The 14,318-nt window shown below is 71.3% G+C and carries 14 protein-coding genes and 2 pseudogenes; 6 read left to right on the top strand and 10 right to left on the bottom strand.

Annotated features, from left to right (window positions below; translation table 11 throughout):
* Positions 1-6 precede the first annotated feature (6 nt).
* Positions 7-1,308 (bottom strand): DUF6986 family protein, encoded by a 1,302-nt coding sequence (locus RIN80_RS19055; protein ID WP_309096812.1) that lies wholly within the window; start codon positions 1,306-1,308, stop codon positions 7-9.
* A gap of 194 nt (positions 1,309-1,502) precedes the next feature.
* On the opposite strand from RIN80_RS19055, the gene RIN80_RS19050 reads away from it, so the two are divergent.
* On the top strand, positions 1,503-2,408 hold the full coding sequence (locus tag RIN80_RS19050) for an endonuclease/exonuclease/phosphatase family protein (RefSeq protein WP_309096811.1): 906 nt from the start codon (positions 1,503-1,505) through the stop codon (positions 2,406-2,408).
* 59 nt (positions 2,409-2,467) lie between these two features.
* On the opposite strand, the gene RIN80_RS19045 is transcribed toward RIN80_RS19050, so the two are convergent.
* From RIN80_RS19045 to RIN80_RS19030, 4 genes and pseudogenes are all read right to left on the bottom strand, one after another.
* Positions 2,468-3,430, bottom strand: coding sequence for an electron transfer flavoprotein subunit alpha/FixB family protein (locus RIN80_RS19045; protein ID WP_309096810.1), 963 nt, complete (start codon positions 3,428-3,430; stop codon positions 2,468-2,470).
* A 55-nt stretch (positions 3,431-3,485) separates the two neighbouring features.
* Positions 3,486-4,274 (bottom strand): electron transfer flavoprotein subunit beta/FixA family protein, encoded by a 789-nt coding sequence (locus tag RIN80_RS19040; RefSeq protein WP_309096809.1) that lies wholly within the window; start codon positions 4,272-4,274, stop codon positions 3,486-3,488.
* A gap of 219 nt (positions 4,275-4,493) precedes the next feature.
* Complete coding sequence (locus RIN80_RS19035) at positions 4,494-4,985, bottom strand: flavin reductase family protein (protein WP_309096808.1); 492 nt, start codon at positions 4,983-4,985, stop codon at positions 4,494-4,496.
* Between the two features lie 83 nt (positions 4,986-5,068).
* A pseudogene (locus RIN80_RS19030) lies at positions 5,069-5,481 on the bottom strand (thioredoxin family protein).
* A gap of 72 nt (positions 5,482-5,553) precedes the next feature.
* Between RIN80_RS19030 and RIN80_RS19025 the strand changes: the two are divergent.
* Both RIN80_RS19025 and RIN80_RS19020 read left to right on the top strand, forming a co-directional pair.
* A pseudogene (locus RIN80_RS19025) lies at positions 5,554-5,801 on the top strand (DUF4395 family protein); the annotation flags it as partial.
* A gap of 186 nt (positions 5,802-5,987) precedes the next feature.
* On the top strand, positions 5,988-6,716 hold the full coding sequence (locus tag RIN80_RS19020; protein ID WP_309096807.1) for a lysophospholipid acyltransferase family protein: 729 nt from the start codon (positions 5,988-5,990) through the stop codon (positions 6,714-6,716).
* Positions 6,717-6,752: 36 nt separating this feature from the next.
* Here RIN80_RS19020 and RIN80_RS19015 read toward each other — a convergent pair whose 3' ends face one another.
* A complete protein-coding gene (locus RIN80_RS19015; RefSeq protein WP_309096806.1) occupies positions 6,753-7,454 on the bottom strand; it encodes a phenylalanine--tRNA ligase beta subunit-related protein in 702 nt (233 codons plus the stop codon).
* A 219-nt stretch (positions 7,455-7,673) separates the two neighbouring features.
* Here RIN80_RS19015 and RIN80_RS19010 point away from each other — a divergent pair, with 219 nt between their 5' ends.
* Positions 7,674-9,044: a hypothetical protein gene (locus tag RIN80_RS19010; RefSeq protein WP_309096805.1), complete on the top strand. Its 1,371-nt coding sequence runs from the start codon at positions 7,674-7,676 to the stop codon at positions 9,042-9,044.
* A gap of 23 nt (positions 9,045-9,067) precedes the next feature.
* Here RIN80_RS19010 and RIN80_RS19005 read toward each other — a convergent pair whose 3' ends face one another.
* The 3 genes from RIN80_RS19005 to RIN80_RS18995 are packed head-to-tail and all read right to left on the bottom strand — an operon-like array spanning position 9,068 to position 12,323.
* Positions 9,068-10,138 carry a low specificity L-threonine aldolase gene (locus RIN80_RS19005; RefSeq protein ID WP_309096818.1) on the bottom strand — a complete coding sequence of 357 codons (1,071 nt, stop codon included), beginning with the start codon at positions 10,136-10,138 and terminating at the stop codon, positions 9,068-9,070.
* Positions 10,135-10,884, bottom strand: a complete 750-nt coding sequence (locus RIN80_RS19000; RefSeq protein ID WP_309096804.1) for an SDR family NAD(P)-dependent oxidoreductase — start codon at positions 10,882-10,884, stop codon at positions 10,135-10,137. The genes RIN80_RS19005 and RIN80_RS19000 overlap by 4 nt, the downstream gene beginning before the upstream one ends.
* Positions 10,885-10,925: 41 nt before the next feature.
* Positions 10,926-12,323, bottom strand: coding sequence for a DUF6421 family protein (locus RIN80_RS18995; RefSeq protein ID WP_309096803.1), 1,398 nt, complete (start codon positions 12,321-12,323; stop codon positions 10,926-10,928).
* Positions 12,324-12,573: 250 nt separating this feature from the next.
* Here RIN80_RS18995 and RIN80_RS18990 point away from each other — a divergent pair, with 250 nt between their 5' ends.
* A complete protein-coding gene (locus tag RIN80_RS18990; RefSeq protein WP_309096802.1) occupies positions 12,574-13,257 on the top strand; it encodes a glycerophosphodiester phosphodiesterase family protein in 684 nt (227 codons plus the stop codon).
* A 3-nt stretch (positions 13,258-13,260) separates the two neighbouring features.
* Here the strand turns inward: RIN80_RS18990 and RIN80_RS18985 are convergent, their stop codons facing one another.
* Positions 13,261-13,800, bottom strand: a complete 540-nt coding sequence (locus RIN80_RS18985) for a GNAT family N-acetyltransferase (protein WP_309096801.1) — start codon at positions 13,798-13,800, stop codon at positions 13,261-13,263.
* 72 nt (positions 13,801-13,872) lie between these two features.
* On the opposite strand from RIN80_RS18985, the gene RIN80_RS18980 reads away from it, so the two are divergent.
* Positions 13,873-14,265, top strand: coding sequence for a VOC family protein (locus RIN80_RS18980; protein ID WP_309096800.1), 393 nt, complete (start codon positions 13,873-13,875; stop codon positions 14,263-14,265).
* The last annotated feature ends 53 nt before the right edge of the window (positions 14,266-14,318 follow it).

Raw genomic sequence — 14,318 nt, 5'->3', positions numbered from 1 at the left:
GGCTCTTCAGGCGGACGCGCTCAGGTCGCCTCGCCGGGGTGTCGCGAAGCTCTCCAGGTCGGTCCGGGTCAGGCCGGTGAGCCGGGCGACCTCGCCGATGTCGAGGGCGCCGCAGTCCAGGCCGCGCAGCAGGTAGCCGCTGAGGGCCTTGGCGGTGGCGGGTTCGTCCATGACGTCGCCGGCGGTGCGGTGGGCGTAGCGGGTGAGGCGGGCGGCGGCCTGTTCGAAGCCCTCGCGGTAGAAGGCGAAGACGGCCGCGTACCGGGTGGGGAGGTGGCCGGGGTGCATGTCCCAGCCCTGGTAGTAGGCGCGGGTCAGGGCGCGGCGGGTGAGGCCGTAGTGCAGGCGCCAGGCGGCGTGCACCTTCTCGGCGGGGCCGACCGGCAGGACGTTGGTGGAGCCGTCCGAGACGCGGACACCCGTCCCGGCCGCGGCGACCTGCATGACGGCCTTGGCGTGGTCGGCGGCGGGGTGGTCGCTCGCCTGGTGGGCGGCGGAGACGCCGAGGCAGGCGCTGTAGTCGAAGGTGCCGTAGTGCAGTCCGGTGGCGCGGCCCTCGGCGGCCTGGATCATGCGGGCGACGGTGGCGGTGCCGTCGGCGGCGAGGATGGACTGGCTGGTCTCGATCTGGATCTCGAAGCCGATCCGGCCGGGTTCGAGGCCGTGGGTCTCCTCGAAGGCGTCCAGCAGCCGGGCCATGGCGGTGACCTGCTCGGCGTAGGTCACCTTGGGCAGGGTGAGGACCAGGCCCGCGGGCAGGCCACCGGCCTCCATCAGGCCGGTGAGGAAGATGTCGAGGGTGCGGATGCCCCGGGCACGCACGGGCGCTTCCATGCACTTCATGCGGATGCCCATGTAGGGCGCCGCGGTGCCCTCGGCATACGCCTCGGCGACGACCCGGGCGGCGCGGGCGGCGGCCTCGTCCTCCTCGGCGTCGGGGCGGCTGCCGTAGCCGTCCTCGAAGTCGACGCGCAGGTCCTCGATCGGCTCGCGCTCCAGCTTCGCCCGCACGCGCGCGTGGACGGGCTCGGCGAGTTCCTCGGGCAGGCCGAGGACGGCGGCGAAGGCAGCGGCGTCGGGTGCGTGTTCGTCCAGGGCGGCCAGGGCCCCGTCGCCCCAGGAGCGGATGGTGTCGGCGGCGAAGGCGTCGCCGGGCACGTAGACGGTGTGGACGGGCTGGCGGGTGCCGGGGTCTCCGGGGTAGCGGCGCTCCAGTTCTGCGTCGACCGGGGCGAGGGAGGCGCTGATCTCCTCGCTGACGGCGCCCGCGAGGCTCGTCGCCACCTTCTCCTGCTGGCCCTGACCCATTCCGCGATCCTCTCGTTTTCCGCTTTACGGAATCAACAATCCGTAGAGCGAAGTTATCGGCCGACCTTCGACCTGGTCAACACCGTCCTGACGTGGGGTTCCCCATCCTTCCCCCTCGGTCGCCGCAGACCCGCCCTCCTCTTCCGTATTGAGCAGGCAGGCTTCATCCTGACGTGCAAGGGGAGGGAGATCACGTGCCGAACGAGGCCCGAGTGACGCGCCGCCACGGGCTCAAGGCAGCGGCGGCCGCCGCCGTCGCAGGACCGCTGCTCACCACCGCGGGGCCCACCCGGTCCGCCAGCGCCGGCGAGCACGCGGGCGCACTGAACGTCATGACGTTCAACGTGCGCTTCGGGACCGTCGTCGACGACACACCGCGCTGGTCCGTGCGCCGGCCGGTGATGCGGGAACTGCTGCGCCGCGAGCGACCGCACGTCATCGGCACCCAGGAAGGGCTCTACCGGCAGGTGCGCGCGATCCGGACGGATCTGGGCGAGCACTACGACTGGATAGGCGTCGGACGCGGGGGCGGCAGCAAGGACGAGTTCATGGCGATCTTCTACGACACGCGCAGACTCGCCCCGGTCGAGTTCGATCACTTCTGGCTGTCCGACACCCCGTACGCGATCGCCTCGAACACCTGGGGCGCGGACTGGCTGCGCATGGTGACCTGGGTCCGTTTCGCCGATCTCGCCCGCGAGGGACGGGAGTTCTACGTCCTCAACACCCATCTGGACAGTGTCAGCCAGTACGCCCGGGAGCGCTCCGCGGGGCTCATCGGCGAGACGATCGCCCAGTGGGACCGGTCGTTGCCGGTCATCGTCACCGGGGACTTCAACGCGGACGCCCACCACAACCGGGTGTACGACCTCATGCTGGACATCCCACTGACGGACGCCTGGGACACGGCGGCTACGCGGGGCCCCGCGTACGGGACGTACCACGGCTACCGGGGGCCCAGGCCCGGCGGGCGGCGCATCGACTGGATCCTCACCACGCCCGGGGTCACCACGCACTGGGCCCGGATGAACACCTTCAGCCTGGACGGGACCTACCCGAGCGACCATCTGCCGGTGCAGGCCTCGATGACCCTCGGATGACAAGAGGCCCCCGCGACCGTTCGCGCGGTCACGGGGGCCTGCTGCCGCCGGGGAGGCGGTCAGCCCTTGCGGGCCTTGATCTCCTCGGTCAGGGCCGGGACGACGTCGAAGAGGTCGCCGACGACGCCGTAGTCGACGAGGTCGAAGATCGGGGCCTCGGCGTCCTTGTTGATCGCCACGATCGTCTTCGAGGTCTGCATACCGGCGCGGTGCTGGATCGCGCCGGAGATGCCGGAGGCGATGTACAGCTGCGGCGACACGCTCTTGCCGGTCTGGCCGACCTGGTTGGTGTGCGGGTACCAGCCGGCGTCCACCGCGGCGCGCGAGGCACCGACGGCCGCGCCGAGGGAGTCGGCGAGCGCCTCGATGATCGCGAAGTTCTCCGCGCCGTTGACGCCACGGCCACCGGAGACCACGATCGCGGCCTCGGTCAGCTCCGGACGGCCCGTGGACTCACGCGGCGTACGGCCGGTGACCTTGGTGCCGGTGGCCTGAGCGGAGAAGGACACGTTCAGGGCCTCGACGCTGCCTGCGGCGGGGGCGGCCTCGACGGCGGCGCTGTTCGGCTTGACCGTGATGACCGGGGTGCCCTTGGAGACGCGGGACTTGGTGGTGAAGGACGCGGCGAACACCGACTGGGTGGCCACCGGGCCCTCGTCGCCGGCCTCCAGGTCGACGGCGTCGGTGATGATGCCGGAGCCCAGGCGCAGCGCCAGGCGGGCGGCGATCTCCTTGCCCTCGGCGGAGGAGGGGACCAGCACGGCGGCCGGGGAGACGGCCTCGTGCGCCGCCTGGAGGGCGTCGACCTTCGGCACGACCAGGTAGTCGGCGTACTCGGCGGCCTCGTGGGTGAGGACCTTGACCGCGCCGTGCTCGGCGAGGGTGGCGGCGGTGTCGGCGGCGCCGTTGCCCAGCGCGACGGCGACGGGCTCGCCGATGCGGCGGGCGAGGGTCAGCAGCTCCAGGGTGGGCTTGCGGACGGCACCGTCCACGTGGTCGACGTAGACGAGAACTTCAGCCATGGGACTTCTTCTCTCCTGCTTGCGAAAGATGAGGGGCGGTCGGCGAATGCGGGGCTCAGATGAACTTCTGGCCCGCGAGGAACTCAGCGAGCTGCTTGCCGCCCTCGCCCTCGTCCTTGACGATCGTGCCCGCGGTACGGGCCGGGCGCTCGGTCGCGCCGTCGACGACCGTGTAGGCGCCCTCCAGGCCGACCTCCTCGGCCTCGATGTCGAGGTCGGACAGGTCCCAGGACTCCACCGGCTTCTTCTTGGCCGCCATGATGCCCTTGAAGGACGGGTAACGCGCCTCGCCCGACTGGTCGGTCACGGACACGACCGCCGGCAGGGAGGCCTCCAGGTTCTCGGAGGCGGCGTCGCCGTCGCGGCGGCCCTTGACCGTGCCGTCCTCGACCGAGACCTCGGAGAGCAGGGTGACCTGCGGGACGCCCAGGCGCTCGGCGAGCAGCGCGGGGACGATGCCCATGGTGCCGTCGGTGGAGGCCATGCCGGAGATGACCAGGTCGTAGCCGGCCTTCTCGATCGCCTTGGCCAGGATCAGGGAGGTGCCGATGGCGTCGGTGCCGTGGATGTCGTCGTCCTCGACGTGGATCGCCTTGTCGGCTCCCATGGACAGCGCCTTGCGCAGGGCGTCCTTGGCGTCCTCGGGGCCCACCGTCAGGACGGTGATCTCCACGTCGTCGTCGGAGTTCTCGGAGATCTGCAGTGCCTGCTCGACCGCGTACTCGTCGAGCTCGGAGAGCAGACCGTCCACGTCGTCCCGGTCGACGGTCAGGTCATCGGCGAAGTGCCGGTCGCCAGTGGCGTCGGGCACGTACTTCACAGTGACAACGATCCTCAAGCTCACGCCGGCTCTCCTACTGCATCGTCATTTCTCGGCTGCCTCTTGCAGGCAGCATAGGCGCCTCAAGCGGCCGATCCCGGTCGGGGCGACCCACGCTCCGAGCGAAATATTACTCGTCAGTACACAGAGTTCGTTCCCGCTAAGCAAGCGCTTTGAACTGTGACCTTCGCAACGCAGCGTAACCGGAACTCGACGGTCACGCAGCCCCGAAAGACGCCCGGATCAGTCACCCAGGCGCCGGAAACGTCCCTGGTGGTAGAGGAGGGGACGGCCGGTGCCGGTGGGGTCGCCGTGCACGACCTCGGCGATGACGATGCGGTGGTCCCCGGCCGGCACGCGCGCGACGACCCGGCCGACCAGCCAGGCGAGCACGCCGTCCAGTACGGGGACGCCCTCGGGCCCTTCCCGCCAGGCGGTGGGCGCGCCGAAGCGGTCGGCTCCGCTGCGGGCGAAGGTGGCGGCCAGCTCCTGCTGGTCCTCACCGAGGACATGGACGCCGACGTGGCCGGCCTCGGCCATCGCGGGCCAGCTGGAGGCGCTGGTGCCGACGCCGAAGGAGAGCAGGGGCGGCTCGGCGGAGACGGAGGTGAGGGAGGTGGCGGTGAAGCCCACCGGACCGGCGTCGCCACGGGCGGTGATGACGGCGACGCCCGCGGCGTGCCGCCGGAAGACCGAGCGGAAGAGATCGGTCGTGGTCAGAAGGTCGGCAGGCATGGGGTCAGACTGACGATAAAGGATCGGCGCAGTCAAGTTCGTTCCCTGATGTGGGAGATGACTCACCGACGGCGTCGTGTCCCTCACACCGCCTCCCCCAGCGCCGCGATCACGTCGGCCTTGCGCGGCTGCCCGACGGCCCGCCGCACCACCCGGCCCTCGGCGTCCAGGACCAGCACGGTCGGGGTCTTGAGGATGTCCAGCCGCCGCACGAGGCCCAGGTGCGCCTCGGCGTCGATCTCGACGTGGGTCACGCCCGGAACCAGGCCGGCGACCTCGCCGAGAACCCGCCGGGTGGCGCGGCAGGGCGCGCAGAACGCGCTGGAGAACTGCACGAGAGTGGCCCGCTCCCCGAGCCCCGCGCCCAGGTCCGCCGCGCCGAGCCGCCTGTCCTCGTCCCGCCCGCGCACCCGCACTCTCCCGTCCGCCGCTTGTGCAGCACTCCGGAGGCGCTCGCCGCCGCGAGCACCGCCACCCACATCACCAGTCCGGTCATCTTCTGCTGCAAGCGTTCACGAGGCCGCAAAGATTCCCGCTCCCGCAACGGCGCGTGCCTGCGGAATGCGCCCGTGCCGTGCGGCCGCGGCTCGGGCCGCCGACCGCCTTCGAGGCGCCCGAACCGCCGCGTTACGCCCAGGCGGTGGGGCTGCTGTTCGCCGGGCTCGGCCAAGTGGGCTCCACCCTGGGTCCCGAGGGGCTCGGGCTCGCGGCGACCGGCGTGGCGCTCGCGGCCGCTTTCTGCACGCGGCGTTCGGGTACTGCCTGGGCTGCGAGTTGCACCTGCCCGCACGGCGCGTGACGGTGCGCGCGGAGTAATGCGGGCGTAAAAGGACGAGGTGGGGATCGGCGGCTACGTGACGAGAATCTCTCCGGCTGGGGGCACGGGGACTGGCTACCCGGCCGTTCTTGGGGCACCATCTCGACAAGCCGTAAACCTACGGCTGCGTAACTTGTCCGCTGGGAATCCCTTCCCAGGCAGAGCAGGAAGGGTCCGAACCGCCCATGGCAGAGCTCGTCTACCGTCCCGTCGTCGGTTTCGCCCGCACGCTGTTCAAGGTGTGGGACCTCAAGATCGACTGTCAGGGTTCGGAAAACATCCCGCGCTCGGGCGGCGCCGTGCTGGTGAGCAACCACATCAGTTACCTGGACTTCGTCTTCAACGGCCTGGCGGCGCTGCCGCAGAAACGTCTCGTGCGCTTCATGGCGAAGGAGTCGGTCTTCCGGCACCGGATCTCCGGTCCGCTGATGCGCGGGATGAAGCACATCCCCGTGGACCGCAAGCAGGGCGAGGCCGCCTACGCGCACGCCCTGGACTCGCTGCGGTCGGGCGAGATCGTCGGGGTCTTCCCGGAAGCCACGATCTCGCCGTCCTTCACGCTCAAGAGCTTCAAGACGGGCGCCGCCCGCCTGGCGCAGGAGGCCGGGGTCCCGCTGATCCCGATGGCGGTGTGGGGTACGCAGCGCCTGTGGACGAAGGGCCAGCCGCGCAACTTCAAGCGCAGCCACATCCCCGTCACCATCCGGGTGGGCGAGGCGATCGAGGCCTCCCGCGACAAGTACGCGGGCGCGATCACGCGGCAGCTGCGCGACCGCGTCCAGGAACTCCTGGAGGCCGCCCAGCGCGCCTACCCCGTACGCCCCAAGGGCCCGGACGACACCTGGTGGATGCCGGCGCACCTCGGCGGCACGGCCCCGACGCCGGAGCAGGTGCGGGCGGCCGAGGCGCACTGACGCCCGGGCGCCCGCCATCCAGCCGGCTCAAGCGGCTCAGGCGGCGGACCAGGGGGCGCGGATCTCGATGTCCGCGCCCGGACTGAACTTCTCCAGCAGCTCGGCCAGTTCCGTCGCGGCCGCCGTCACCTCGGCGACCGGCATCGGGGCCATGCTCTCCAGCAGGAAGATGCCCGAGGTCGTCCGCTCGGTGAGCCGGGTGCGCGGCCCCTGGCGCCAGTTCCAGCGCCGGCAGGTCACGCCCGCGTCGTCGCACCACACCACTTCGCCCGCGTCGGGGTGCTCGACGGTCTCCTCGCCGCCCGCCACGGTCACGAAGTCCTCCGCGCCCGTGGCCCGCACCAGGCGCATGCCGCCTTGGACGCGGTCGAGATCCTCGCCGCCGACCGGGATCAGATGGGCGACGCTGACGGCGTTGTAGAGGTCGACGAGCAGGTTGATGCGGGGAAGGCCGGCGTCCGTCAGGGCCCGCTTGGCCAGGGCCTCCGCGGAGTTGCGGGTGCGCGACGGCTTCGCGCCGAAGGCCGTGTAGGCCGCGCGCCAGGCCGCCATGTGCGGGTCCTCGTGTGGGGCGCGGCCGTCCAGCCGGGCCGCGAGCCGGCGGGCGGCGTCGTCCAGCAGCCGCGCGCCGGCATCCGTGCTCGGCCCGTTGACCAGGCCGTGCGCCTCGATCGCGACATGGGTGAAACCGGGCGCGAGTGCGCGGACGTCGTCGGACACGGTGAGCGTGAGTGTCATGGTCGGGCCTCGGAGTGCGGTGGGGAGTGCGAGCATGGTGCATCATACAGAACCTGACAGTCCACTCCACTGAACGCTGGATCAGCAGGTGAGACGTGCGCATACCTGTGCACGGCCCGCGGAAGAACGGCCGAACACCGCCGCAACCCCCGGCCCCACCACAACCCTCGCCCGAAACCACGGGTCTCGGGTTCACGGATCGGTGACGAGGAGGGGGACATGAAGCACCTACGACGTCTGGCGGGGGCCGCGGTCACGTGCGGCGCCCTCGCGGCCGCGGGAATCGGGGGCGCGCCCGCGCAGGCCGTGGAGAACCAGTTGTGGATCAGCGCACCGTACGAGACGGTGCTGCCGGGCGCGGAGGCGGACGGCAGCGCCCGCGAGCGCAGTCTTCAGGTGTCGGTCAGCCGTGATGTCGCGGACGGCAGCGTGCCGGCCGGGCGGCTGACGGTCGACGCGAGTGAGGTCGCCGCCTTCGCCCGGGTGTCGTGGCCGGCGAACTGTGCGCCCGAGTCGGAGGTCAGAGCGGTCTGCGCGTTCCCGGAGATGCCGGAGGGCACGGACACCGTGGCGGCCGCCACGTTCGGGCTGCGGGCGCTGCCCGGAACGGACCTCGGCGCCTCCGGGTACGTGCGCTATTCGGCCACCGCCGGGGAGTTGACCTCGCACGCCGGTGAGACCCGGGTCGGCCTGGGCAACGGGCCGGACCTCGGCCTCAGCCAGGCCCCCTACCAGCGCGACCTGCAGCCGGGCACCGGGACGAGCGTGCCGGCGACGGTGTCCAACACCGGCAACCGCACCGCCGAGCGCACCCTGATGTGGATCAGCGCCTCGTACGGGCTGCGCTTCGAGGAGCGGCACGCGAACTGCGAGTACCGGGACCACACCACCGGGACGGGAGCCCTGTGCGTGCTGGACGAGGCGGTGGCGCCCGGGCAGCGCTACGCGATGACGACCCGCCTGGGCGTCGGGCGCAAGGCGATGTACGAGCGGTTCGACCAGTCCGTCCAGCCGTACTCGGACGAGGCGCTGGAGGAGGCCCGCGGCGAGTGGACGTGGACCCGGGGCACGGGCCCCGAGCTGGACCTGCTGCCCGTGACGACCCGGACGGCGGCGGCGTCGGAGCCCGACATCGACCCGCAGGACAACTACCAGGCCGTCATCCTCGACGCCCGGAACACCGCCGACCTGAAACTCACCGGCAGCAGGGTGCGCGGGGCCGCGGGTGACACCGTGACCGCCGCGGTCACCGTCCACAACCGCGGCCCGGCCTGGGTGGCGTCGCTGGGCGCGGGAGCCTCCGTGGCCACCGTGCGGTTCCAGGCTCCGGAGGGGACCACGGTCGGCCCCCTGCCGGAGGACCGGTGCCGGCCGGCGGAGGACGGCGCGTCCCCCGCCGCTTACTACTGCCGCACACCGATCTACCTGCACGACAAGGCGTCCTACACCTTCGAGATACCGCTGCGGATCGACCGGGTGGTGCGCGGGGCGCAGACCACCGTGGCGACCCTCAACGACGACTCGGAGCTGAGCATCCGTGAGTTCGACCCGAACCTGCGCAACAACATCGCACGGATTCTCGTCAACTGAAGGTATGCGCAGGGGAGATGGCCTTAACGGGCCATCTCCTCCTTCAGCGCCGCGAGGAACGCGTCCACGTCCTCCTCGGTCGTGTCGAAGGCGCACATCCAGCGGACGTCACCCGCGGCCTCGTCCCAGAAGTAGAAGCGGAAGCGCTTCTGCAGGCGCTCGCTCACGTCGTGGGGCAGGCGCGCGAAGACCGCGTTGGCCTGCACCGGGTAGAGGATCTCCACGCCGTGCACGGACCGCACGCCCTCGGCGAGGCGCTGGGCCATCTCGTTGGCGTGCCGGGCGTTGCGCAGCCACAGGTCCCGGGCGAGCAGGGCCTCCAACTGCACCGACACGAACCGCATCTTGGAGGCGAGCTGCATCGACAGCTTGCGCAGGTGCTTCATGTGGCTGACGGCGTCCTGGTTGAGGACCACGACGGCCTCGCCGAAGAGGGCGCCGTTCTTCGTGCCGCCCAGGGAAAGGATGTCGACGCCGGCGACGTCGGTGAGCGTCCGCATCGGGACGTTCAGGGTGGCGGCGGCGTTGGCCAGCCGGGAGCCGTCCAGGTGCACCTTCATGCCGTGCGCGTGGGCGTGCTCGCACAGGGCGCGTATCTCGTCCGGCGTGTAGACCGTGCCCAGCTCGGTGGCCTGGGCGATCGACACGACCTGCGGCATCGCCCGGTGCTCGTCGTCCCAGCCGTAGGCCTGCCGGTCGATCAGCTCGGGCGTGAGCTTGCCGTCGGGCGCCGGGACGGTGAGCAGCTTCAGCCCGCCGACCCGCTCGGGCGCGCCGCACTCGTCGACGTTGATGTGCGCGCTCTCGGCGCAGATCACCGCGCCCCAGCGGTCGGTGACCGCCTGGAGCGCGACGACGTTGGCGCCGGTGCCGTTGAAGACCGGGAACGCCTCGGCCGAGGCCCCGAAGTGGCTGCGGACGACGCCCTGCAGGTTCTCGGTGTAGGCGTCCTCGCCGTAGGCGACCTGGTGCCCGCCGTTGGCCAGGGCCAGGGCGGCGAGCACCTCCGGGTGGGCACCGGCGTAGTTGTCGCTGGCGAAACCGCGGACCTCGGGGTCGTGGTGGCGGCGGGCGTCGGTCTTCGGCGGGTTCACGGCTTCTCGGTGAGCCACAGACGTTTTCCGTTCACTTCGGCGGCGGGCTTCTCCCAGACTTCGGTGATGGCCTCGGCCAGGTCCTTGACGTCGGTGAAGCCCGCGAACTTCGCGTTGGGGCGGTCGGCGCGCATCGCGTCGTGCACCAGTGCCTTCACCACCAGGATCGCAGCCGCCGAGGTCGCGCCCTCGGGACCCCCGGCCTTGCGGAAGTAGTCGGCCATGGCCAGCGTCCACGCCTCGGCCGCCGCCTTGCCCGCCGCGTAGGCGGCGTTGCCCGCGGTGGGCTGGGTGGCCCCGGCGGCGCTGATCAGCACGTACCGGCCGCGGTCGCTGCGCTGCAGCGCCTCGTGGAAGGCGAGGGACGTGTGCTGCACCGTGCGCACCAGCAGCATCTCCAGGAAGTCCCAGTCGTCCAGACTGGTCCTGGTGAAGGTCTCGCTGCCGCGCCAGCCGCCGACGAGGTGGACCAGGCCGTCGACGCGGCCGAAGTCCTTCTCGATCCGGGCGGCCCAGTCGCGGGTGGCCTGCAGGTCGAGCAGGTCGACCGTGTCGCCGGTGACGGTGGCGCCGCCGGTCGCGTAGCTCGCCGCGTCCACCGCCTCCGCCAGCCGCTCCGGGTCGTTGTCCGAGCCGATGACGGTCGCTCCCGCCTCGGCCAGCCTGAGCAGCGCCGCCCGGCCCGCCGGCCCGCCCGCGCCGGCCACCGCGATCACCGCACCGCTGAGCGCCCCGTTCCCCGCCATGTTCTTCGCCTCCTGAGCAGTGTTCCCGGTCTGCCGATCGCTCACGCGGCGATCCGCTCGGCGCCGTCCGCCGTGATGCCCTTGGTGGAGGCGATCACGTTCTTCAGCTTCTTGGACAGTGCCTCATAGAACATGCTCAGCGGAAACTCGTCCGGAAGCACGTCATCGACGAGTTTGCGCGGGGGCTGCGTCAGGTCCAGGGCGTCGGGGCCCTTGGCCCACTTGGAGCCCGGGTGCGGGGAGAGGTACGTGGAGACGAGCTCGTACCCGGCGAACCAGTGGACGAGCTTGGGCCGGTCGATGCCGTCGCGGTACAGCTGCTCTATCTCGCCGCACAGCTCGTTGGTGACCTGCGGGGCGCGCTCCCAGTCGATGGTGAGCTTGTTGTCGGTCCAGCGGACGACGTCGTGCTTGTGCAGGTAGGCGAAGAGGAGCTGGCCGCCGAGGCCGTCGTAGTTGCGCACGCGCTCGCCGGTGACCGGGAAGCGGAACATGCGGTCGAAGAGGACCGCGACCTGGACGTCGCGCGCCTGCGGTACGCCCTCGGCCGCCAGCTTCACGGCCTCCTTGAAGGCGGTGAGGTCGCAGCGCAGCTCCTCCAGGCCGTACATCCAGAACGGCTGGCGCTGCTTGATCATGAACGGGTCGAAGGGCAGGTCGCCGTGGCTGTGGGTACGGTCGTGGACCATGTCCCACAGGACGAACGCCTCCTCGCAGCGCTTCTGGTCGTGGACCATCGCGGCGACGTCCTCGGGCAGCTCCAGGCCAAGGATGTCGACGGCGGCGTCGGTCACGCGGCGGAAGCGGGCGGCCTCGCGGTCGCAGAAGATGCCGCCCCAGGTGAACCGCTCCGGCGCCTCGCGCACGGCGATGGTCTCCGGGAACAGCACGGCCGAGTTGGTGTCGTAGCCGGAGGTGAAGTCCTCGAACTTGATGCCGCAGAACAGCGGGTTGTCGTAGCGGGTGCGCTCCAGTTCGGCCAGCCAGTCCGGCCAGACCATGCGCAGCACGACCGCTTCGAGGTTGCGGTCCGGGTTGCCGTTCTGCGTGTACATCGGGAAGACGACCAGGTGCTGCAGACCGTCCCGGCGGTCCTGCGCCGGCTGGAAGGCGAGCAGCGAGTCCAGGAAGTCGGGCACCTGGAAGCCGCTGTCGGCCCACCGGGTCAGGTCCTTGGCCAGGGCCTCGTGGTACGCCTGGTCGTGCGGGAGCAGCGCAGAGAGCTCCAGGACCGCGTCGGCGACCTGCCGGACGGCGAGCTCGGCGTCGGCCGGGTCGGGCGCGCCCTCGGCGTCGAAGTCGATCGACCCGTCCTTGGACTGCCATGGCCGGATCCGCTCCACGGCATCCTTGAGCACGGGCCATGCCGGGTGCTCCACCACCCTGGCCACGGGAGGAACCCCGCCCTCCGAACCCACCTGCACAAGAATTTCCGTCATGTCCCATCCTCCACGGGAGAATCTCACGTATGCAGACCGTATACACACGAGGTTCCTCCCAGCAAGGGCCACCTCGGGAAATTATCCTGCCGCACCCCGTCCTTCACCGCACTTTTTCCTGCCGGTCACGCTTGTGCCCGAGCGCGCGCCGTCCATGCGCTCACTCTCCGCAAGGAGCGGGCACAGGCGATACGGTCGGGTGGGCCCTGCGGGCCCGCACTGCCGCCTGTCGACGGAAGAGAGTCGCGTCTTGAACTTCCTCACCATCGGTCACCGCGGAGTCATGGGTGTGGAGCCCGAGAACACCCTCAGGTCCTTCGTCGCCGCCCAGGAGGCCGGCCTCGACGCCATCGAACTCGATCTGCACCTGAGCAAGGACGGCGCGCTCGTCGTCATGCACGACACGGACGTCGACCGCACGACCGACGGCACCGGGCCGATCGCCGAGAAGACCCTCGCCGAGCTGCGGGCCCTGGACGCGGGACGGGGCGAGCGGGTGCCGGTCTTCGAGGAGGTCCTGGAGGCCGTCCAGGCACCGCTCCAGGCGGAGATCAAGGACGCGCGGGCGGCGCGGGCCCTGGCGCGGGTGATGAACGAGCGGGGGCTGGCCGGGCGGGTGGAGGTGTCCTCGTTCCACGACGAGGCGATCGCCGAGATCAAGCCACTGGTGCCGGGGGTGCGCACGGCACTGATCGCCAGCCGCTACGGCACGGACGTCGTGGACCGCGCCGTAGCGGCCGGCGCCGAGACCGTCTGCCTCAACATCCGCCGGCTCACCCTGGAGATCGTGGAGCGCGCCCGCCAGGCCGACCTGAGGATCATCGGCTGGGTGGTGAACACGCAGGACCATCTGCGTCTGGTCCGGGCGTTCGGCCTGGACGGCGCCACCACCGACCACCCGGACATCAAGCGCACCGGCCGCTTCACGGCCTGACGGCTAGCCGAGCTCCTTGACCAGCAGCTCGAACTGGAGGTCGTCGCGGAGCGGGATGCCGAAGCGCTCGTCGCCGTACGGGAACGGGGTCATCCGGCCCGTGCGGCGGTAGCCGCGGCGCTCGTACCAGGCGATGAGGTCGTCGCGGACGGAGATCACGGTCATGCGCATCTCCGTCACGCCCCAGACCGCGCGGGCCTGCCGCTCCGCCTCGGCGATGATCACCTTGCCGAGGCCCCCGCCCTGGAGTGCGGGGCTGACCGAGAACATCCCGAAGTAGGCGTGGTCACCGCGGTGCTCCAACTGGCAGCAGGCGACGATCCGGCCCTCCCGCTCCACGGCCAGCAGCCGGCTGTCGGCCGCCTTGATGACGGCCCGTACGCCTTCCGGGTCGGTCCGCTGCCCCGCGAGGATGTCCGCCTCGGTGGTCCACCCGGCCCGGCTGGCCTCGCCCCGGTAGGCCGACTCGATCAGCGCGACCAGCTCGTCCACGTCCGCGTCGGTGGCGTCGCGGAAGGTCAGTCCGGTGGCAAGGGTGTCCATGGGCGTACGTCTCCGTGTCCTGGGCGCGGCTCGGGCAGGGTCGAGCGTAACCCTGCCACTAGTCTCGGGTGCATGGTGCATGTACTCGGCAGCCGGATCCTGCTCCGCCCCACCGACCCCGACAAGTCCCGGGCCTTCTACGGCGAACAGCTCGGGCTCGCCGTCTACCGGGAGTTCGGCACCGGGCCCGAGCGCGGCACGGTCTACTTCCTGGGCGGGGGCTTCCTGGAGGTCTCGGGGCGGGCCGAGACACCGCCCTCGCCCGCCGTGCGGCTCTGGCTCCAGGTCGACGACGTGACGGCGGCCCGGGACGAGCTGACGGCGAAGGGCGTGGAGATCGTGCGGCCGCCGGTGAAGGAGCCCTGGGGGCTGGTCGAGATGTGGATCGCGGACCCGGACGGCACACCGATCGTGCTGGTGGAGGTCCCGGCAGACCATCCGATCCGCTACCGCCCGGGCATCTGACGCGGCCTGACGGCGGGGGCCGGTCCGACGGCGGGGCCGGGCTGACGGCGGGG

It is taken from the genome of Streptomyces sp. (assembly GCF_031181705.1).
Taxonomy (GTDB): domain Bacteria; phylum Actinomycetota; class Actinomycetes; order Streptomycetales; family Streptomycetaceae; genus Streptomyces.
The sequence above is the reverse complement of the archived record's forward strand: the minus strand, read 5'-3'. Positions and strand labels throughout refer to the sequence as shown.